This window comes from Tatumella sp. UBA2305 (genome assembly GCF_002345795.1).
In the GTDB taxonomy this organism is placed as follows: domain Bacteria; phylum Pseudomonadota; class Gammaproteobacteria; order Enterobacterales; family Enterobacteriaceae; genus Tatumella; species Tatumella morbirosei.
Map to the genome: position 1 here is coordinate 26,622 of NZ_DDVT01000010.1, position 21,468 is coordinate 48,089.

The 21,468-nt window shown below is 51.6% G+C and carries 21 protein-coding genes; 8 read left to right on the forward strand and 13 right to left on the reverse strand.

The genetic code is table 11. From position 1 onward, the window contains the following. Positions 1-15: 15 nt before the first annotated feature. On the reverse strand, positions 16-813 hold the full coding sequence (gene yigL / locus B3Z23_RS03965; protein WP_294901788.1) for a sugar/pyridoxal phosphate phosphatase YigL: 798 nt from the start codon (positions 811-813) through the stop codon (positions 16-18). A 20-nt stretch (positions 814-833) separates the two neighbouring features. Beyond that, a complete protein-coding gene (gene pldB, locus B3Z23_RS03970; protein ID WP_294901790.1) occupies positions 834-1,874 on the reverse strand; it encodes a lysophospholipase L2 in 1,041 nt (346 codons plus the stop codon). 112 nt (positions 1,875-1,986) lie between these two features. Between pldB and rhtB the strand changes: the two genes are divergently transcribed. Further along, entirely contained in the window at positions 1,987-2,610 is a 624-nt protein-coding gene (rhtB, locus tag B3Z23_RS03975) for a homoserine/homoserine lactone efflux protein (RefSeq protein ID WP_294901792.1), read from the forward strand. 32 nt (positions 2,611-2,642) lie between these two features. Here rhtB and B3Z23_RS03980 read toward each other — a convergent pair whose 3' ends face one another. From B3Z23_RS03980 to pldA, 3 genes are read right to left on the reverse strand one after another with little or no spacing between them, the layout of a single operon-like run. Then, positions 2,643-3,299 (reverse strand): LysE family transporter, encoded by a 657-nt coding sequence (locus B3Z23_RS03980; RefSeq protein ID WP_294901794.1) that lies wholly within the window; start codon positions 3,297-3,299, stop codon positions 2,643-2,645. 38 nt (positions 3,300-3,337) lie between these two features. Continuing rightward, positions 3,338-5,161 (reverse strand): ATP-dependent DNA helicase RecQ, encoded by a 1,824-nt coding sequence (gene recQ / locus B3Z23_RS03985; protein ID WP_294901797.1) that lies wholly within the window; start codon positions 5,159-5,161, stop codon positions 3,338-3,340. A 19-nt stretch (positions 5,162-5,180) separates the two neighbouring features. Further along, positions 5,181-6,059, reverse strand: a complete 879-nt coding sequence (pldA, locus tag B3Z23_RS03990; RefSeq protein WP_294901799.1) for a phospholipase A — start codon at positions 6,057-6,059, stop codon at positions 5,181-5,183. 162 nt (positions 6,060-6,221) lie between these two features. Here pldA and B3Z23_RS03995 point away from each other — a divergent pair, with 162 nt between their 5' ends. The 6 genes from B3Z23_RS03995 to B3Z23_RS04020 all read left to right on the forward strand — a co-directional run bounded on the left by B3Z23_RS03995 (position 6,222) and on the right by B3Z23_RS04020 (position 11,314). After that, positions 6,222-6,692, forward strand: coding sequence for a thioesterase family protein (locus B3Z23_RS03995; protein ID WP_294901801.1), 471 nt, complete (start codon positions 6,222-6,224; stop codon positions 6,690-6,692). 130 nt (positions 6,693-6,822) lie between these two features. After that, complete coding sequence (gene aphA / locus B3Z23_RS04000; protein ID WP_294901803.1) at positions 6,823-7,542, forward strand: acid phosphatase AphA; 720 nt, start codon at positions 6,823-6,825, stop codon at positions 7,540-7,542. Positions 7,543-7,845: 303 nt separating this feature from the next. After that, complete coding sequence (locus B3Z23_RS04005; RefSeq protein WP_294901805.1) at positions 7,846-9,069, forward strand: MFS transporter; 1,224 nt, start codon at positions 7,846-7,848, stop codon at positions 9,067-9,069. A 20-nt stretch (positions 9,070-9,089) separates the two neighbouring features. Continuing rightward, entirely contained in the window at positions 9,090-9,524 is a 435-nt protein-coding gene (locus tag B3Z23_RS04010) for a LysR family transcriptional regulator (RefSeq protein WP_294901807.1), read from the forward strand. A gap of 121 nt (positions 9,525-9,645) precedes the next feature. After that, positions 9,646-9,828, forward strand: a complete 183-nt coding sequence (locus B3Z23_RS04015) for an amidase family protein (RefSeq protein WP_294901809.1) — start codon at positions 9,646-9,648, stop codon at positions 9,826-9,828. Positions 9,829-9,973: 145 nt separating this feature from the next. Further along, positions 9,974-11,314, forward strand: coding sequence for a D-serine ammonia-lyase (locus tag B3Z23_RS04020; protein ID WP_294901811.1), 1,341 nt, complete (start codon positions 9,974-9,976; stop codon positions 11,312-11,314). Between the two features lie 118 nt (positions 11,315-11,432). Here B3Z23_RS04020 and corA read toward each other — a convergent pair whose 3' ends face one another. The 7 genes from corA to lptM form a co-directional block, all read right to left on the reverse strand. Continuing rightward, on the reverse strand, positions 11,433-12,386 hold the full coding sequence (gene corA, locus B3Z23_RS04025; RefSeq protein WP_038015401.1) for a magnesium/cobalt transporter CorA: 954 nt from the start codon (positions 12,384-12,386) through the stop codon (positions 11,433-11,435). Between the two features lie 319 nt (positions 12,387-12,705). Further along, positions 12,706-14,868, reverse strand: a complete 2,163-nt coding sequence (gene uvrD, locus B3Z23_RS04030; protein WP_038015404.1) for a DNA helicase II — start codon at positions 14,866-14,868, stop codon at positions 12,706-12,708. Positions 14,869-14,913: 45 nt separating this feature from the next. Continuing rightward, on the reverse strand, positions 14,914-15,630 hold the full coding sequence (yigB, locus tag B3Z23_RS04035) for a 5-amino-6-(5-phospho-D-ribitylamino)uracil phosphatase YigB (RefSeq protein ID WP_294901816.1): 717 nt from the start codon (positions 15,628-15,630) through the stop codon (positions 14,914-14,916). Beyond that, positions 15,630-16,532 carry a tyrosine recombinase XerC gene (gene xerC, locus B3Z23_RS04040; protein ID WP_294901818.1) on the reverse strand — a complete coding sequence of 301 codons (903 nt, stop codon included), beginning with the start codon at positions 16,530-16,532 and terminating at the stop codon, positions 15,630-15,632. The genes yigB and xerC overlap by 1 nt, the downstream gene beginning before the upstream one ends. An 8-nt stretch (positions 16,533-16,540) precedes the next feature. Then, complete coding sequence (locus B3Z23_RS04045) at positions 16,541-17,248, reverse strand: DUF484 domain-containing protein (RefSeq protein WP_294901820.1); 708 nt, start codon at positions 17,246-17,248, stop codon at positions 16,541-16,543. Beyond that, on the reverse strand, positions 17,245-18,069 hold the full coding sequence (dapF, locus tag B3Z23_RS04050) for a diaminopimelate epimerase (RefSeq protein ID WP_294901822.1): 825 nt from the start codon (positions 18,067-18,069) through the stop codon (positions 17,245-17,247). The genes B3Z23_RS04045 and dapF overlap by 4 nt, the downstream gene beginning before the upstream one ends. A gap of 26 nt (positions 18,070-18,095) precedes the next feature. Continuing rightward, the gene (lptM, locus tag B3Z23_RS18665; protein ID WP_349677205.1) at positions 18,096-18,278 is read right to left on the reverse strand and encodes an LPS translocon maturation chaperone LptM; all 183 of its coding nucleotides are present in this window, start codon (positions 18,276-18,278) and stop codon (positions 18,096-18,098) included. A gap of 179 nt (positions 18,279-18,457) precedes the next feature. Between lptM and cyaY the strand changes: the two genes are divergently transcribed. Further along, positions 18,458-18,775 (forward strand): iron donor protein CyaY, encoded by a 318-nt coding sequence (gene cyaY, locus B3Z23_RS04055; RefSeq protein WP_294901824.1) that lies wholly within the window; start codon positions 18,458-18,460, stop codon positions 18,773-18,775. A gap of 44 nt (positions 18,776-18,819) precedes the next feature. On the opposite strand, the gene B3Z23_RS04060 is transcribed toward cyaY, so the two are convergent. Beyond that, positions 18,820-21,384: a class I adenylate cyclase gene (locus B3Z23_RS04060; protein WP_294901826.1), complete on the reverse strand. Its 2,565-nt coding sequence runs from the start codon at positions 21,382-21,384 to the stop codon at positions 18,820-18,822. Positions 21,385-21,468: the final 84 nt, after the last annotated feature.

Genomic DNA, 21,468 nt, shown 5'->3' on the forward strand with positions numbered 1-21,468 from the left:
TGGTTGTCTTCGCCTTCAGCCAAACAGTTTCTGCAGGTAATGCGGAACCGCATCCTCTGCATTACTGCCAATTATTTCCAGTTCCGGCAGTAGTGCGGTCAGTCGCTGATGTGCATTTTTCATGATACAGCCTTTCCCGGCCATACTTAGCATCTCTTTATCATTCATCCCGTCACCAAACGCAATACAGTCCTGCAGTGTATAGCCCAGACGGCGGGCAACTTCATCCAGTGCATGTCCCTTAGAAACGCCCCCCGCCATCACTTCCAGACATGTCGGTAATGAGAAACTGACATTCACCCGGTCACCCCAGCGGGCGACTATCGCCAGTTCCAGTTCGGCCAGCACCTGATGGTCGTCGCAGGTGAAAAATACCTTACTGATACCATCCGTTGCCAACCCACCCGGCTGAAAAACCTGATACTGGAAATCAGATTCACGGAAGAACTCCGCTTCTCTTTCACTATGGCGACTGATATACCAGTCATCATTACGGTATACCTGCGTCAAAATCTGCTGCGAGGTATATTTCATCTCGTACAGATCCTCCGCGATATCCGGGTCAAGATTATGTTCGAAAATCAGCTTACCCGAGAAGTCATGTACCCTGGCCCCGTTAGAGGTAATCATATAGGCTTCGATACCCAGAGACTGCCGCATTTGCGCTACATCGATATGGTGACGACCGGTCGCAAATACGAAACGTATTCCTTTACGGGTAAGCTTCTGCAAGATTTCGCGGGTATAGGCAGACAAAGAGTGGTCGGGTAAAAGTAACGTTCCATCCAGGTCGGAGGCGACGATATGATACATGAAAACCTCTTTAATTAACGTCAGACCGGAGTTTCCGGAGGTAAGGTAAATGTCGATGCATGTTCATGAGTTTCAAAGCGGCCAAAATAGCTGACCACTAAATTAAGTGCCTGCGCCCGCATTTCGTCTTTTTCGAATAATATTTCGTGGCGTGCACCCTGAATAACCCGGGGTTTTCCTCCTTCACAAGCATGTCCTGCCTGTTGGCGTAATTCACAAAACTGGTTCTGGGCCTGATTTTCAACGACCTGATCTTCTTCCGCCTGCAGGATAAGCATAGGTGTGGTGATCTGAGCCGCATCGCGCAGGATCTCGTGCCCTGCGTTAAGACTCTCCCGCACCCAATGGGCGGTGGGACCCCCAACCTGTAATGCCGGCTCATCGGCATAGAACCTCAGGTTACGCTGATAGCGTACACGGCTGTGAGTTAATGTATTTACTGCAAAAGGCGGCGCATGCCAGCGACCGGTCCCCAGAGCAAATCCTTCGCGCAGTCCGGAGCGGGTTTCTGTCCAGTTAAGTATCCGTTCTGCCATCCACTCTGGCATTGGCAGAACAATCCCAAACATTGGGGCCAGTAATGCTGCAGCGTCCACCAGGTCAGGCTCACGCCGCAGTAACAATGTCAGAATTGCGCCTCCCATGGAATGCGCTAACGCAAATTTTCGCTGATAACGATCACCGGATAACGTGATCTGACAAAAACGGTAAAGATCATCCACATAGTCAGAAAAATGCTCAACATGGCCGAGATGGGTATCTTCCAGCATCCGGTCAGATAATCCCTGCCCACGATGATCAATGATAAAAACATCATATCCACACTGAAACAGGTCGTAGGCGACTTCCGGATATTTCACGTAACTCTCGATACGCCCGGGGGCAATCAGAACAGCCTTCGTGTGTTGCGATGAGGTGAAACTGACATAACGGATCCTGAGTCCGTCAGTACCGTTAAATGATTTTTCCTGGCGTCTCCGCCAGAAATGGAGCAGAGGCCCGGTTACAAACGCCGAAAATTCTTTTTCACGGTGCAACCAGCGTTGCGTAAACTGTTTCATCACTCTTCCTTCGGCATTCGTTGTCACCCGAAAAACGACTAAAATCCCGGTATCGTCAGCCAGAATTATAACGTATTCTGTCGCTCATCTGCTGATAACTGGAGCAACATTAATGACCTTTGAATGGTGGATCACTTACCTGCTGACCACTACCCTGTTGAGCCTTTCTCCCGGCTCTGGCGCTATTAACACCATGAGTACCGGAATAAGCCATGGCTTCCGCGGCACTCAGATTTCTATCGCCGGATTACAGGTCGGCCTGGCCACACATATCGTGTTAGTCGGTATCGGACTGGGCGCCTTATTCTCTCATTCACTCATGGCCTTTGAAATCTTAAAATGGGCCGGTGCCGCTTATCTTATCTGGTTAGGGATCCAGCAATGGAGAACCAAAGGTGCTATCGACCTTAACGCAGTCGCGAAAGCCACCTCGCGCGGCAAAGTATTTAAACGTGCCGTACTGGTAAATCTGACCAATCCGAAAAGCATCGTATTTCTCGCTGCCCTGTTCCCACAATTCGTCATCCCGCATCAACCTCAGATGGCGCAATATCTGGTGTTAGGCCTGACGACCATCACAGTTGATATTCTGGTGATGCAGGGTTATGCCTTGCTGTCGACCCGAATTGCCCGCTGGATTCGCGGTCCGCACCAAATGCAGCTACTGAACCGCATTTTTGGCGGCGTGTTTATGGCTATCGGCGTGGTATTAGCCAGCGCCCGACACAGCCACTGACGCACAGATTCGCCTTAATGCCGGACTACGGGTTAGCGCGACAGGATAAGGTGCAGGCCAAAGGCGGTAAACAGCACGCCACCTGCACCATCCAGCCATTTTGCCAGCCGCTGATATTTCCTGCGCATCCAGGGTAATGCAAACACCGTGGCCACCAGGATAAACCACCCCAGGGTTTCCAGCAGGATTAACAGGTAAATTCCTCCGCGTTGCAGACTACTGACATCATTCCCGACAAACAGCGAAAACACGCTCCCAAAATAAATAACCACTTTAGGATTCGACAGATTGGTCAGTAATCCTTTCAGGAAAGTCCGCCCTGGCTTTGCCAGCGCAGGTTCAGGCTGAACCTGCTGCCCATGCGGCTGTGAATGCTGACGCCTTGCTGACCGCAGCAACTGGTAACCCATCCAAATCAGGTACAGTCCCCCGCCCAGCATAATCAGGTACAGTCCCCCGCCCAGCATAATCAGCTGATGCAGCCAGGCCATTTTTTCCAGTAGCAGATTCAGCCCAAGCAGCGCCACGCCAGCCCACACCGCCACTCCCAGAGTGACTCCCAGCACGCCCATAAAGGCTTCACGGGAAGAACGGCTAATGGCTGTTTGTGAAATAAAAAAAAAATCCGGTCCCGGGCTCATCAGAGCCAGTAACTGGACCAGTGCCAGGGTCAGAAACGACATTAACATGCCGAAAACTCCTCAAAAAAAGAAAATATCCGGAGCCATCAAAGGTCACTCAGGTGCTCTTTTATCATCAGCATAAAGGGTTGGCCAAAACGCTCAAGTTTTCGCTGTCCAACACCGTTAACACTGAGCATTTCAGAAGCAGTCACCGGCAACAGTTCAGCCAGCTCAATCAGAGTGGCATCATTAAATACCACGTAAGGAGGAATGCTCTCTTCGTCAGCAATCGTTTTTCGCAACTTCCTGAGTTTGGCGAATAATTTCCGGTCATAATTTCCGCCAGGTAAACGGCTCATTGCCTGGCGGGGTTTCAAAGCCACCACACGCGGTACGGCCAGCATTAACGGGTGTTCACTACGTAATATCGGTCTGGCGGCTTCTGTCAGCTGCAAAGCCGAATGCTGGCTGATATTCTGGGTAACCAGCCCCAGATGAATTAACTGGCGTAATACACTCACCCAGTGTTCATGGGAATGATCACGGCCAATACCGTATACCGGTAATTTATCGTGGCCCAGATCTTTGATACGCTGATTTGCGGCTCCGCGGATCACCTCGACGATGTATCCCATGCCGAAACGCTGGCCGACACGGTAGATGGCTGACAACGCTTTTTGAGCATCTACCAGTCCGTCATAACGTCGCGGTGGATCCAGACAAATATCACAGTTGCCACATGGCTGTTGCCGACCTTCATCAAAATAGTTCAGTAAGACCAACCGACGGCAGGTCTGCGCTTCCGCAAATGCTCCCATGGCATTCAGTTTATGCCGCTCGATATCCAGCATCGCCCCGGGGGATTTTTCTTCCAGACAACGTCGTAGCCAGGCCATATCCGCCGGGTCATACAGCATCATGGCCTCGGCGGGTAATCCGTCACGCCCTGCCCGGCCGGTTTCCTGATAATAGGATTCGATATTGCGCGGAATATCAAAATGCACCACAAAGCGAACATTAGGTTTATTAATGCCCATGCCGAAAGCCACTGTCGCCACGACCAGTTGCAGATCATCGCGCTGAAAGGCTTCCTGAACATGGGCTCGCTGCTGTACATCCAGCCCCGCATGGTAGGCTCCGGCACTGATACCCCGGCTCTGCAGACGGGCAGCGGTGTCTTCCACTTTGGCCCGGCTGTTACAATAAATGATGCCGCTTTTTCCCCGTTGATCCTGCACATAACGCAGCAATTGTTCGGTCGGTTTATATTTTTCCAACAGGGTATAGCGAATATTCGGCCGGTCAAAACTACTGATCTGGATTAACGGATCCTGTAATTGCAACTGCTGTAAAATATCATGACGGGTCGCGTTATCTGCCGTTGCGGTCAGAGCCATGATTTTCAGTTCAGGAAAACGGTGACGTAATCCGCCCAGAGCACCATATTCCGGCCGGAAATCATGGCCCCATTGAGAAATACAATGGGCCTCATCCACCGCCAACATTGCCGGTTGCCACTGACTCAGCGCATCCAGGAAACTTTCCATCATCAGGCGTTCCGGTGCAACATACAGCAACTTAATCCGCCCTTGCCGGCAATCACTGTATATCTGTTGTTGCTGTTCCCTGGTCTGTGACGAATTCAGGCTGGCCGCCGCCACACCGTTCGCCAGCAGTTGATCCACCTGATCTTTCATCAGTGAGATCAACGGAGAGACCACCAGCGTCAGCCCGTCACTCAGCAGTGCCGGGATTTGATAGCACAGCGATTTCCCTCCGCCGGTAGGCATGACGACCAGACAGTCCCGTCCATCAAGCGCGGCCTGAATAATGGCCTGCTGGCCGGGGCGAAACTGCTGATAACCAAAAATATCCCGCAGGATCTGTTGAGCCAGCTCCTGCTGCGGAATCACTACCGATATTGTCACAAATGTCCTGCTCTCTTAATCACAATAAATCATTTAAAGTAAAGCCGACGCCGATTCTGGTCTGGCGATGATTATAATCGATCAACGATTCACCATACCCGCTAAACAACTGGGTGTAGAAACGTACATGTTGTGTGATCGGATAACTCCATCCTAATGTTGCGCCGCCATAACCGGTATTCCAGTTATAGTTCCACTCCACACTGAATACATTGTCATCCAGCATATACCCCAGTTTCGCCCGGTAATAGCCCATGTACTTAGTAATATCCGGATTGTCGTCACTGCTCGCACTTTCCGGAATACGATACCAGGGTTTGATCTCAGCCAGCATATTACCATTTTTTGCCATCAGGCGGGCATACACCCGGTTCCAGCTTCGGGATGTCGGATCACTGCGTCCGTTTGACTGATGATTAAAACCGGCCTCTATATCTCGTAATGTCCAGCCTCCCAGGCTGTAATCTGTGGCCCAGCCGATAAATAACTGGGGTTCATAGTTGGTTTCACGAAAGGGCGAGGAAGCTCTGGTATTGGAAATCTGCCACCAGGAACGCTGGGTATAAGACATTGCCAACACAGAGTTATCGCCGGCAATTCCACGCCAGAGAGGAAACGCCAGGCTCAACTGAAATTTAAGTTCATCTTTTTTGGCTTTATCTGCCCAACTGTAACTGGAGATCGCCGAGGTGTTCATATTACTGGTATCGGTATAAAGCACATAATTGCTTTCATAGGGATACAGCAGAAATGCATTATCGTGTTTTTCCAGCAGGTTAGCGATAATACTCCCCCGAACCGCAGGATTATCGTGCACATCACTTATCTTCGCTTCATCAGCCTGTGCCAGTGCAGGTAACAGCAGGGCCGTCAGTACCCCATAGCCAAACAAACGCATAACTTTCACCCCAAATTAGCAAAACACCATAAAAAACTCTGTATTCACACAGTAAAACGCCGAAAACGACCGCCAATCTTCACCTGGAAAGCCGGTTAAGAACAGCATAATATTAGATTATTATCCAGCCAGCCTTACTGAATTATCTGACACAGGGAAATTATGAGTCTCCGTTATCTGACACAACACCAGGCGCGAGCTCTGGTCAGCGATATCTTCGTGAACAGTATGCCGTTCAATCAGGCGTTAGGCCTTGAACTTGAACACCTGGACGATCAGGAAGCTATTCTGACGCTGGCCAATAAACCGGCACTGGTAGGTAATGCTTTGCAAAAAATTCTGCACGGGGGAGTCATAGCCTCGGTACTGGATGTTGCCGCCGGGTTGGTGTGCGTTAATCATGCTCTGACCCGCCAGGATATGATCAGTGAAGAAGAGTTACGTCAGCGTATCTCAAGGATGGGCACCATTGATTTGCGTGTGGATTATCTGCGTCCCGGCCGTGGTGATAAATTTATTGCTACCGCCAGGCTACTGCGTGCCGGTAATAAAGTCGCGGTAGGCCGGGTGGAATTGCATAATCAGCAACAAGACTATATTGCTACGGCGACAGCCACCTATCTGATTGGCTAATCAGGAGTATTCGGCCTGCCGGTCATGCGCCAGATCATAAATATTAAATATTTATTTTACAGTAACTTACCTTAATGATATCTGGTATTTATCCTTTCAAAGGACGAAACCAACTACCAGGATCTCTTTAATGAAACTACGTATCTTAGTGCTATCGCTTTGTGTTGCATCTGTAGTCGCTCTTCAACCTCTGGCACAGGCTAAAAATACGGCTCCCGTGACTCCGTTATACCAGGGAGTTACTGCCGCAGAATTATCCCATCAGCAACCTGTCCACTGGATCTCAGTTGCCCAGATTAAAAACAGTCTGCAAGGCCGACCTCCGATTGCTGTGGGGTTTGATATTGATGATACCGTGCTCTATTCCACCCCGGGATTTTACCGCGGCCAGAAAATGTTCTCTCCGGGTAATGACGATTACCTGAACAACCCACAATTTTGGGAAAAAATGAATAATGGCTGGGATGAGTTCAGCATACCGAAACGGGTAGCGCGGCAACTGATTGCCATGCATTTGCAGCGGGGAGACCAGGTGTACTTTATTACTGCCCGGACCCCGACCAAAACCGAAACAGTCAGCCGAATCCTGCAACAGGATTTTAATATTCCACAGGATAAAATGAATCCGGTGATTTTTAGTGACTTCCGTCCGGGACAAAATACCAAGATCACCTGGATTAAGCAGAAAAACATCCGGATTTACTACGGAGATGCAGACAGTGATATTACTGCCGCCCGGGCAGCTGGTGCGCGGGGAATCCGGGTGTTACGCGCCACTAACTCTTCATATTTACCGCTCCCCAAAGCCGGAGGTCTCGGTGAAGAAGTGATCACCGACTCTGAATACTGATCCTGTCCCGGGTAGGTGATCTGCGTCGCAAACGACGTTGATCACCTGACTAACGTCTGTAATAAGAAAAATGTCTTAACCTGGCGGCTGCAATCAATACCCGCCACTCATTGCCGGTTTTTGCACCAATCCACGACAAAACCACCGTGGCGACTGGGATGCGCCCCGCCCCGTCCCAGCGCATCCGCACTACCTTAGTGCTGTGATTTTCCGGCAAATCAGCAGTCTGAATTAATCACTTGTTGCCCCGGGCTGTGCCGCACAGGATGCCCTGAGACGGTTAATCACCCGGAGCCTAAACAGATGAAGCACAGAACATTACTGAGTCACCCGCTGTTCGCATTTATCCTGCTCTACCTTGGTTTTATGATCTCCTATGTTGATCGTAGCGCCATCTCTTTATCACTGGCACACATTGGCAAAGATTTTCATATGGGTCCGGCCGAACTGGGGGTGGTACTCAGCGCATTTTACCTGGGCTATGCGGCCATGCAGATTCCGGGAGGCTGGCTGGCTGATCGCTTCGGCAGCAAAGCCGTCATCATTATTTCGATTGGTTTATGGTCACTGTTTACCGTAATGACGGGTTTTGCCTGGTCACTCACCTCACTGCTGTTAATTCGTTTTCTGTTTGGCCTGGGAGAAGGTGGTTATCCCTCGTCGGCAATGAAAGGGATCGCAGAGCTGTTCCCGCGTGACGGCAGGCCGAAAATGTCCGGTTTTCTGATGTCGTCGAATTACGTGGGAAGTTTTGTTGCCCCTCTGATTATCGCACCTCTGATAATTGGCCTGGGATGGCGTAATGCGTTTTTCACCATCGGTATCGCAGGAATTGTATTTGCTGTCATTTATTTTCTGACCGTCCCGCGCAGCACCGCATCAAATCAACCAGCACCCCCCCGGCAGCGGGTCGGTGCTGCAGAGCTGCTGCGTATGCCGCTGTTATGGAAAATTGTGATTGTCTGGTTCTGCCTGAGCCTGGTGAATAAAGGACTGGATGCCTGGGTGCCAATGTATCTGCTGACCGCTCGCGGACTTGATTTAAAGACCGTCGGTTTTCTGCTACCACTGCCGTTTATCTCTGCCAGTATTGCCACTGCGATGGGAGGCTGGCTGATGAACCGCTGGTTTGACAGACGGGAAAAGGTACTGATGACACTGAGCTGCGTACTTACCGGCGTCTTTATTTTCGGTATGTACCAGGCTCACACGACGACAGAAGTCATTGTGTTCCAAACCATTGCTTACTTTTTTAAATCTTTTGTTTTCTCTGTGGCCTTTGCTCTGCCAGCAAAAATTCTTTCACAGCGCTTAATGGGTACCGGTATCGGTATGGTTAACTTTGGCGGACAGGCCGCTGGATTCGTCTCTCCGTTGGTCATTGGGTTCATCGTCTCAGCCACCCACAACTATCAGAATGTGTTCCTGTTTCTGCTGGGTGCGATTGCCGTCGCCATTGCTACTGGCATGACGCTGAGCGGAAGAAAAATCCGTGAAGTACAGCTGGCAAATGCCCATGAAGCCTGATGCTTTAAGGCAATATTGAAATGAATATTACACCGCCTGTTCCGCTACACTGTCGTTTTCCTCATCAGGAGAGCAAGTTACTTATGAATGCCAGAATTCTTAGTGACACTGCCGTACTGTACTTTATGCAGGTAGTGAACAGCGGATCGATCAGCGAAGCTGCCGAGCGAATGCACATGGTTCCTTCTGCGGTCAGCCGGCAAATCAGCCGACTGGAGAATCAGCTGGCAACACCGCTATTTGACCGCCAGCCACGTGGCGTCACCCTGACCGCCGCCGGAGAATTACTGGCGGGATATGCCCGCCGGACATTACTGGATGCAGCCCAGGTGACCAATGAGATACAGTCATTGCGCCAGGCCTCTGAACTACGAATAAAACTGGCCTGTACCCAGGGATTCGCCTCACATTTTCTGCCCTATGCCATCGCCGGATTTCGCCAGACTGAACCGTAAAGCACCTTCCTGTTGCAGATTGCTTCTGCCCGCGAAGTGACGCGCCAGGTGCGCGAAGGCGAAGTCGATATAGGATTCAGCTTCAGCCTGGGCGCAACCTTATCTGGAATCGGTGAATGGTGTGCCACTGGATAATTATTATCGCTGGCTGGCCCTGACTTACATCGTCACCCTGGCAACCAATCCGGCACTATCGCTGCCAATGGGTGTGGATCATCTGGGAATGCCTTTCGGGATGCAGGTGATTGGCCGTTTCCGTGGTGACCTTGAACTGATGCTGGCAGCACACCACCCCGGAGCTTAAACGTCCTCGTGCGGATTTGCAGGCATTGTTATTAAGCCAGGTCAATTTACTCAGTCCGGTGACACATCCGCCACTGAGTGATTCCTGTTATGATACAGTCACGGACAGTGCCCCGGCTGTATAACCCCGGGAAAAGGAGAGTGTTGTGGAAAAAACACTGTACGGTAAAACCCTGGCTGACTGGCAGCAAAGCCTGCCGTTACTTACCCCACTGATGGCCGGTGAATCCGTGGTATGGGCTAACCCTGCCCTGGCCCCATTCCATGAGGCTCTGGCAGATATACCGCTGACGGCGGGTGATGTGGAAGCCGCCAGCGCCAGACTGAAACGTTTTGCTCCCCTGCTGGCACAACTGTTTCCTGAAGTTGCCCCTGCGCAGGGAATTATTGAGTCTGAACTGGTCAGGGTTCCGGAGTTCGCCGCTGCTATGACCCGCCGCTATTCATTGGGGGAGACCCCGCAGTTGTGGCTGAAGAAAGACAGCCACTTGCCAATTTCCGGTTCAGTGAAGGCCCGTGGTGGTATCTATGAGGTGTTATTCAATGCCGAACAGTTGGCCATCCGCCATGGCTTGCTGACCGTCACAGATGACTACCGCCGTCTGGCCGATGAGACATACCGTCAACTGTTCAGCCAGCATAAAATTGCCGTTGGCAGTACCGGTAATCTGGGGCTGTCGATTGGTATTGCCGCAGCAAGACTGGGATTTGCCACCACCGTACATATGTCGGCGGATGCCCGGCAGTGGAAGAAAGACAAACTTCGCAGTCATGGCGTCACCGTGATTGAGTATGCGGGAGATTACGGCCTGGCTGTTGAGGAAGGACGCCGGCAGGCAGAAGCCGATCCTCGCTGCCATTTTATTGACGATGAAAACTCCTCCACCCTGTTCCTCGGCTATGCTGTCGCCGGAGAGCGGCTGAAAGCACAGCTGGATGCTTTGCAAATCACTATCGATGCACAACATCCGTTATGTGTCTATCTGCCTTGCGGTGTGGGGGGAGGTCCCGGCGGTATCGCTTTCGGGCTAAAACTGGCCTTTGGCGATCACGTCCATTGTTTCTTTGCAGAACCCACCCAGTCACCTTGTATGCTGCTGGGAATGGCCAGCGGCCTGCATGAAGCAGTCTCAGTGACCGACTTTGGTATCAGCAACCACACTGCGGCGGATGGACTGGCGGTAGGACGCCCCTCCGGGTTTGTTGGCCGCTCAATGCAGAGAATGATTTCCGGTTGTTATACCGTGCCGGATGAAGAACTGTTTAGCCTGTTACGCCTGCTGGACAGTACCGAGCATCTGCAGCTGGAACCTTCCGCCCTGGCGGGTGCCCCCGGTGTGGCGCGTATCACAAGTGCTGGCTTCCCGGATATTCAGCTGGAAAATGCCATCCATCTGATCTGGGCGACCGGCGGTGGCATGGTACCGGCCGAAGAAATGCAGCACTACCTGGCTGTCGCAGACAATGGGAGTCACAACCCGGCCTGAAGCGCCCGGCTTAAGCCGTGAAAAAAACACCGCCCTGAGACAGCGATATCTCAGGGCGGTGATAACAGAGTAAAAATCAGGGGCTGCCACGGCATACTATGTTGCCTGTACTGGCTTTTTACAGCCAGTTACGTCGTTTAAAGTACAGATACGGCGCCAGTGCTGCCAGAATCATCAGTACAATCGCTCCGGGGTAACCAAAACTCCATTTCAGCTCCGGCATAAACTCAAAGTTCATTCCGTAGCTCGAGGCCACCAGCGTTGGCGGCAGGAATACTACCGAAACCACCGAGAAAATCTTAATGATGCGGTTTTGTTCAATGCTGATAAAGCCCATCGCAGCCTGCATCAGGAAGTTAACCTTCTGAAACAGCGATTCGTTGTGCGGTAACAGCGATTCGATATCACGTAATACTTCACGGGCCTGTTCCAACTGGTTGGCCGGCAGTCGGGCTTTCCTGACCAGAAAATTCAATGCCCGCTGGGTATCCATCAGACACAGGCGCACTTTCCAGCCGATATCTTCCAGTTCCGCCAGTCGCGACAGGGCTTCGTCATACTCTTCACCCTGCTGGCCTTCCATAATGACACGGCTCAGCTTCTCCAACGCGGTGTAGATATTTTCAATTTCATCGGCCAGCTGTTCTATTTTGGTTTCGAACAGATCCAGCAACAGCTCGAAAGCATTGCCGTCAATCAGCGTCTGATTACGCGCCCGCATACGATAAAGCCTGAATGCGGGAAGTTCACGTTCACGCAGGGTGAACAAACGACCGTCACGAATGGTAAATGCGACGGTGGCGTTACCTGCATGGTCATCTGCGTCTTCGAAAAAGAAGAATGAGTGAATATGCAGTCCGTCTTCATCTTCAAAAAAACGTGCTGAGGCTTCGATATCCTCCAGTTCAGGACGGGTGGCCAGGCTTTGCCCTAACTGTTCCTGAACATATTCACGTTCCTGTTCTTCAGGTTCAATCAGATCAATCCAGACTGAGGAAGTGAGCGTATTGTCATCGCTTTCCATCTCCAGCCGGGTTAACCGATTCTCTTCCAGTTTAAATGCACTCAGCATAGCAGTAGGTACTCCCCATTTCTGACAGGATGGGACAAGGCTGTACACCGCAGGAAAAACCGATGATTGGCACAGCAGGCGCCCGAACACAATAAATCACAGATGTGACAGATCAGTGCTGGCTAAATGACGATGATTTACAGAGAGTCACCGATAACCGCCAGGGCTACCGGTAAAAGAGGTTGCCTTAGCGGGGTTGCCTGTTGTTCAGGTCTGTGTGCCAGCAGCGACTGGGCGTGTCCAAGGCATTGTCCTCTGATAATAATAGTGCGCGCATGTTACGCCGAGACGAAAAAATCGTCAAGAAAACTCCCCACAATCATGCACTTTCCAACCGGGCATAGGCCGCTACCAGCCATTTAATCCCCTGCCCCTGAAACGCAACCTGTACCCGGGAATGCTCGCCGCTACCTTCCAGATTAATAATAGTCCCTTCACCAAATTTGGCATGCCGGACCCGCTGACCCAGCGCAAAACCACTGTCATTGTTGGTGACTGGTGCTCCCATTCGTTGATGGCTGACCGGTCGGCTGACGCTGGCCCGCAGGCGGACCTCTTCGATACACTCTTCAGGGATTTCACCAATAAATCGTGACGGACGGTGATAAACCTCTTTTCCGTACAAGCGCCGGCTTTCGGCATAGGTCAGAGTCAGTTTCTGCATGGCCCGGGTGACACCGACATAAGCCAGCCGCCGCTCTTCTTCCAGGCGACCGCCCTCTTCCAGCGACATCTGGCTCGGGAACATCCCCTCCTCCATGCCCACAATAAAGACCTGGCTGAATTCCAGACCTTTAGCCGCATGCATTGTCATCAACTGTACAGCGTCCTGCCATTTATCGGCCTGCCCTTCACCGGCTTCCAGCGCGGCATGCGACAGAAAAGCCTGCAACGGCATTAAATCCTGATCTTCCTCCTGATAACTGAACTGCCGGGTAGCAGTGACCAGTTCTTCAAGGTTCTCAATACGCGCCTGGCCTTTCTCGCCGTTTTCCTGCTCATACATCATCCACAGACCGGAATCTTTGACCACCCTGTCGGTCTGGACATGCAGGGGCAGGTCACTGGTTTCGCGGGATAATGAGTCTATCAGCTCTATAAAACGTAATAATGCCGATGCAGCTCTGCCGGCCAGTACTTTTTCCGACAGCAACTCACGGGAAGACTGCCAGAGAGTCAGCTGCCGGTCACGGGCCGCCTGGCGAACCACATCCAACGTCCGGTCACCAATCCCCCTGGTGGGTGTATTCACCACCCGTTCAAAGGCTGCGTCATCATTGCGGTTAGAAATCAGTCGTAAATAGGCCAGCGCATCTTTAATTTCCTGACGTTCGAAGAAGCGCATACCACCATAGATACGGTAAGGAAGACTACTCTGCAGTAAGGCTTCTTCCAGCACTCGCGACTGAGCATTACTGCGATAGAGAATAGCGCAGTCGGCCAGTGCTCCCCCCTGTTCATGCCAGTGTTTAATGCGTCCGACAACAAACCGGGCCTCATCCAGTTCATTGAATGCACAATACAGTGAAATGGGTTCACCTTCACCGTCTTCGGTCCACAGCTCTTTGCCTAATCTTCCCTGGTTATTAGCAATCAGGGTATTGGCCGCTTTCAGTATATTGCTGGTTGAGCGGTAGTTTTGTTCCAGGCGAATGGTCTGAGCACCGTTGAAGTCGGTGAGAAAGCGTTGAATATTCTCGACCTGAGCGCCACGCCATCCGTAAATTGACTGGTCATCATCGCCGACAATCATCACCTTACCGGTATCACCTGCCAGCATTCGTATCCAGGCATACTGAATATTGTTAGTATCCTGAAATTCGTCCACCAGCAGATTAGTAAAACGCTCACGGTAATGATTCAGAATATGCGGCTTATTCAGCCACAATTCATGGGCCCGTAATAACAGCTCAGCAAAATCCACCAGCCCGGCACGGTCACAGGCTTCCTGATAGGCCTGATAAATTTTCAGCCAGGTTTGTTCAACCGGATTGCCGTAACTTTCGATATGCTTCGGCCGCAGACCCTCGTCTTTCTTACCGTTGATATACCACATCGCCTGACGGGCAGGCCATTGTTTATCATCCAGATTGAGGGCTTTGATCAGACGTTTTAGCAGTCGCAGCTGGTCTTCACTGTCAAGAATCTGAAAGTCCTGAGGTAATCCGGCATCCAGAGGATGGGCCCGTAACAGACGGTGTGCCAGACCATGGAAGGTGCCAATCCACATTCCGCCCTGGCTGGTCCCCAACACCTGTTCAATACGGTGACGCATTTCTGCAGCCGCTTTATTAGTGAAGGTCACCGCCATGATGGAATACGGGGAACAGTTCTCAACAGTCAGTAACCAGGCGATGCGGTGTACCAGTACCCGCGTCTTGCCACTGCCAGCCCCGGCCAACACCAGCAGGTTACTGCGCGGTGCCGCAACGGCTTCACGCTGGTTATCATTTAAACTGTTGAGCAGATCAGAAACGTCCATAAGCACCGCGTATCAGGAAAATTTAGCTGTATATTTTTACAGCCATTATAGCAGCGTGGTCAGCGAATCCAACCGTGAAATTTCCAGGTGAGGTAACAACCGCGCATCGCTGGCTGTCATCAGATTCTGCTGATAAGGATTAATCCAGCATGACTGGAATCCGCTGCGCAACGAACCGACCACATCGGTGGTTAAATCATCGCCGACATGCAGAATCTCAGCGGCAGGTATTTGCAGTTTTTCTTCTGCCAGTCGGTACATGTCTTCCGCCGGCTTGGATCTGCCATGCGGACCAGCCCGCAGAATAAAGCGAAAATAACCCGCGATCCCCATTAGATCAGGGTCCGCATTACCATTGGTGATGGCGGCCAGCGGGATACGTTGCGCCAGATATTTAAGGGTATCGTGGGTGCTTTGCGGCATCGTGACCTCACTTCGCCAGGCAGAAAATACCGACATCACATGAGTCGCTCCCTGACGGCATAATACCTCCGGCAATCCCGCTTTCTGCATCACCCGGAAGACCGCTTTTTCCCGCCAGGCGGTGACATCATGAACCGTGTCGGGCTGATGATGCTTTATTTCTTCGCGGGCTGTCTCATACTCTTTCAGCGAAATATCGCGTAGATCAGGATGAAACTCCTGAAGCGCCTGATGAGTCTTCCTGACGGTGGTCAGGATAACCTCGCGGTTATCATATAGTGTATCGTCCAGGTCAAACGTCATCGCCCGGACTTTTCCGGTGGGGCGGTAAAAACGCATTATTTTTTTCCTCGTTTAGCACGGGGATGTGCAGCATCATACACGGTAGCCAGATGCTGAAAATCCAGGTGGGTATAAATCTGGGTGGTGGACAGGTTGGCATGACCCAGTAACTCCTGCACTGCCCGCAAATCACCACTGGATTCCAGCATATGGGTAGCAAAAGAGTGGCGTAATTTATGTGGGTGAATATGGCTGTTCAGGCCCTGACGGACTCCCCATTCAGCAAACCGTTTCTGGACATTACGTGCAGAGATGCGTTTGCCTTGCATGGAGAGAAATATCGCATCATCCTGCGGAGCGAACTGTTCCCGCATCTCCAGCCAGCGCAGTAACCATTCACAGGCAGTTCTGCCAACGGGTAACCGCCGCTCTTTGCTGCCCTTACCCATCACCCAGACTTCAGCTTGCTCAGCATCAAAATGGCGACAATCCAGGTTAACTAATTCCGACAGACGCAGACCTGCTCCGTACATCACTTCCAACATTGTCCGGTCCCGTACAGACAACGGGTCATTCAGGTCAATTTCCAGCAACTGCCCCATCTGATCGACATCAATATTTTTCGGCAAGTGACGGGGGGCTTTTGGGGTAGCCACGCCTTTCGCCGGATTCGCCGGCAGTAACCCTTGACCCACCTGCCAGTCCAGAAAACTACGCAGGGCTGACAACCGCAACGCCAGACTGGTCGCCTGTAATCCCGCCCGGCGGCTTTTAGCCGCCAGCATCCTGACATGTGCTGGCTCAAGCTGCCCCCACTGGGACAGCCCCATGTCATCCATCATCTCTGTGAGTACCGCTAACTGTCGCTGGTAACTGGTGATGGTCAGCGCGCTGAACTGTCGCTCGACTTTCAGAAAGCGCAGAAAGCTATCGACGGGTGCCTGTAACGATAAAGGCATCTCCCTGTTCATCTGCGGCTAATCCAGCGCGAGAGCAGAGCTGGTAACATCCCTGCCAGATATTGCAGTAATTCGGTGCCCATCCCCGGATGATAATGCTGCTTATCGCGGCTGCTGAAAATCAGCACCCCGACATCCTCAGTATCCCCCATAAGAGACATAGCCACCGAACCAATCGCTTTTGCCTCCGGCAGCAATAACAGCAACTCCGGACCATTCAGGGGGCCGAGATAATGTTGCCCTCGACCGAGCCGCTGAATACGCAGCGCATCAAATGCCTGCCGGGACAGCCCCAGCCGGGTAAAGTCTGAAGGGGCACCAATTTGCCACTGTTCGTTAAACAGCCTGACGGTCGCTCCGGCCAGCCCCAGATCTCTGGCCCAACGGTGCAGCCGGTTGAGCATCTCCTGCAGGCTGTCAGCACAGGCCAGATGAGACTGCAACGAAAGCAATTGCCCAAACAATTGCTGATTAGCCGTAGCCTGCTCCATCAATAAGGTGATTTCTTCTTCCAGCCGTTGAATATGGTTACGCTGGCGGGCCATATGCCACTCCACCAGCGAGGTGGTCCCTCGCACCGGGTGCGGAACCTGCATTTGTTCAACCTGTCTGGCATTACGGATAAAAAAATCAGGGTTCAGGCGCAGATAATCACTGACCGACTGATCATCAGGAGCCACAAGATTCAGTAATTCCGGGTCTTCGTCTGGTTTCATAAATGAATAAATCCGTCGTAAACATGAGTCGCAGGACCGGTCATATACAGGGGTGTTCCCGGGCCGCCCCAGGCAATCTGCAGGCTGCCGCCCGGTAAATCTACCCGCACTTTGTCACCGAGTAGCCCTTGCTGAATTCCGCTGGCAACAGCTGCACAGGCTCCGCTACCACAGGCCTGAGTTTCACCGGCACCGCGTTCGTAGACCCGCAGACGGATATGCGATTCTGATACCACTTCCATAAAACCCACATTCACCCGTTCCGGAAATCGCTCATGGCTCTCCATCTGCGGCCCCACCAGTTCCACGGCGGCAGTTTTCACACTCTCCACCTGAATGACACAATGGGGATTACCCATGGATACCACCCCAAACATTACCGTTTGTTCCGCAAGGCGCATCAGGTAGAGATTCTCGGCTTTATTGGCGCGGAACGGGACATTGCCAGGTTCAAAGTCTGGCTCACCCATATTGACCCGTACCAGCTCATCATTCGTGACACTGAGCGTCATTCTGCCGGTTTGAGTACTGACGCGAATATCGCTTTTATTCGTCAGCCCTTTCAGGCGAACGAAACGCGCAAAACAGCGGGCCCCATTGCCACACTGTGCAACTTCGCTGCCATCCGCATTAAAAATACGGTAGTGAAAATCCAGCTCCGGATCATAGGGCGGCTCAACTATCAATAGTTGATCGAACCCGACGCCAAGATGCCTGTCTGCCAGCCTGCGAATGAGCTCCGGCGAGAAGAAAACATTCTGAGTCACCGCGTCAACGACCATAAAATCATTGCCGAGACCGTGCATTTTAGAAAACTGCATTTTTTGCTCCGCCGGTAACCGGTTAATTACGGTGACACAGTGCCTGCTGGTGCTGTGGTGTCATCTTTCCAGGGTTTAGTCACAGTTTCTTGCTGCCGCTCTTTCTTGGTAGTTTGACTATCAGGAAAGTAAAGCGGCCCTTTCAGCCCGCATCCCGTTAACGCAGCCGGAATTACAATTATCGCCAGCCAGCCGACCATTTTCTTCATTTAGGTTACACTCATTCTGTGCTTTATCTCATTCACTTATCATCGCAGTTGAACAAGGAAAAGCAACAGAAAATCCCTGAATTCGCATAACCTGTTCAATATCTCAGGTCAGACCGCTCAGACAAAGATTGGCAAACAATATCAGCGCGCTATACTTTGCCAAAAACACGGGAGCTATGATGAACGACAGTGAATTCCACCAACTGGCTGACCAATTGCTACGGGCGGTAGAAGAACGCCTGGATGAGCATGAGGGTGATGCCGATATCGATTATGAAACTCATGGCAGCGTGATGACCCTGAGCTTTGAAAACGGCAGCAAAATTGTGATTAACCGTCAGGAACCGATGCATCAGGTCTGGCTGGCGACCAAAGCCGGCGGCTATCATTTCAGTTATCAGGCACCGAGATGGGTGTGCGATCGCACCGGCGGTGATTTCTGGGGGGTGCTGGCAGAAGCCTGTACCACTCAGTCTGGCGAGAAATTCAGTTTCTGACCGACCCTGTCCGGCTGCGGAGCTTGTTCCGCAACCGGAATATATCAGAACAGGCTGCGGGACCGCGGCAGCACATCGCGGCTGAGTTGCGGTGACACGTCTTCTGCCACTTCATCATGTGAAACAGAACGGAAAGGCAACACCTTACTTTTCCCGTCTTCGCTCACCAACTGATAAAACTGTGGCAGGTTAAAATTGACGAAGCTGGAACCGTAAGTAAAGCGGTCATGTGAAGAGGAGTAAAAACGGCTGACATCCCGGACCAGCTCTTCCCTGCTACCTTCACAATGACGGTAAACTTCCACGCGGTTATTCTCATCCAGAATATAAATACTGAAATCATCAGATTCAGATGAGGGATTATTCTCGAAGAAGAACTGAATGATACCTTCACTGGCGTAGCTGTTAACCACTGGAGGTAGATCGACCTGTTGTGAATCGACTTTAATCGACAGACCATGCAGCTTGTTATTAGAAATTGCACCATAAAATTCCACCGCATTTTCCAGTTTCTGTACCGAAACACTCATCCGCTCGAAGAACACACCCCAGGTATCTCCGGCCAGACGCAGAGCTTTAAAGCGGCCAGGTTCCTGCCGGGTACTGGATAAACGGATATCGATACATTCCGAAACCAGCTGCTGAACACGGGTACGTATCAGTCCGCGTAAATGCTGGCTATAGCAGAAGACTTCGACGGCATCCGGGGGCAGAGCATCCTGATGCATCTTACCCAGGATGGTTTTCAGCGCTTCAATCATCGATTGCTCACCACTGAAATGCAGGGTTCGTACTTCGTTCCATGAATTGCGGTACAGCAGATCGATGCTGCCGATCAGACAACGTTGCTGTTGCCCGAAACTAAACACATCCAGTTTACGGAAATCAAAATGCACGACCTGATTACGGAACTCAGCCGTCGGGTCATCTTCCAGATTCACCAGGATTGCCAGGTGACGGATTTCGCATGGGCTGTAGAGGGCTTTTGGCGTCGGAGCCGGGACCCGCAGAGGAAAGTGATGAGACACATCGCTGACCACTTCATCCAACCGCTGAGCATCACACCCCCCATTACCTTTGATATGCAGCAGTGTCTTATCGGTCAGTAACCCGTTAAACCAGGCCCACGCCACCAGCTTGATCAGGTAGCGGTTATATTCCAGTGGCTGGTTACTGATAATGGAATCCATATCCGGTGACTTATTGTACAGGTACCACCCCGGACGATTGGCCCTGCCTTCCGGGACATGAATAAACGTCAGATGCTCTTCAGACAGATCGGGCGAAATCTGCGGATTAACCAGAATAACTTTCCCAGGCAACGCTTCAAAAGCCGCATACAGCTTACGGGTCAGTACCCCGATATCCTGCGGGCTGGCACTGACACTTAAATTATTCCGGCGCGCAAAACGGATCAGGTTACGATAACTTTGCATCATCGCATCCAGTAACTCGTTATGCGCTTCACGAACTTGTTCAATCTTCCAGCTGGCGCGACTGTCCAGCATTTCCAGACGCTGAGCGTCCCAGCCCCACTCTTTGACCAGTTGGCTCAGGATCTCCCTCCGCCATTGTGAACGGACCTGAGGGCGTTCTTCGGTCAGTTTTTCACAGGCTTTCAGATAGAAGCAACGCCGGACAAGGTCCAGCCGGGCCGGATCATTAATTTCCTGTAAGTAGTGGGTGACTTTCTCCAGCATCATGCAGTAGGGATCCAGCCCAAAGCTGACAATCTCACCATCATGCAAACGCTGCTTAATATCCATCGCCAACAGCCGGGTATTCGGATACTCGCGGGTGTAAGCTTCCAGCAGCAGAGTTTTCAACACGGCTTTATACGGAGAATCGATACTCTTATACAACTGCCACAGACTGGCACCGAAATACTCTTCAGCAGACAGGGTACCAAGTCCCCCCAGGTCCAGCCATTCGTTCGGTGTCAAAGCACCACCGGCATACAGAGACATCACATAATCGTCGTAATGTCCTTCTTCTTCACCCGGCACCATATTCCACAGAATACGCTTACCCGCCATCCTTACGGCCGAGCGATAAAATTCATCCAGCAACAAAATATGCTGGGTACTTCCGCAATCTTCAGTGCCCAGATTGCCGCTTTCATTATGCCGGAAACGGTTTTCATCGATCAGGAAGAAACTGACTTCAATCCCCAGGGACAAACACCACTGCCGCAACAAATGACATTTTTGCTGCAATTTTTGCCGTTCGTCGTTATCCAGCCACGACTGATGACAGACCCAGATATCCAGGTCTGAAACACTGTTTTGTCCAACGGAAGAGGTACTGCCCATAGAATAGACCCCGGTAATCGGGGCTTCGCCGGGAGAAACCGCCGGCAGTTTCACAGGGGAATGACAGAGTTTATCCAGCATTTCCTGCTGGTTTTCGACAGGCGTGAAAAAGCTAATGCCGTGGGGCACATTACCGTCAAGATAACCTGGCAGCATGGGATGATGATACTGTAGAAATACCGGCAGCAAGCTGTACACCTGCCTGAAGGCAGGCCCCATCGCCGCCATTGCCCGATCAACCCGCAGTTGATTAATGGCATCCAGTCTCTGTTTCAGAGTCTCAATATAAAGGTACAAGACGTTTTGCCTGTTTTTTCCGGTAATTAAGCACTGTCGCTCCCACGGCTCCCTTGATGTTCCCGTGCCTGGTGTTGACCCGGC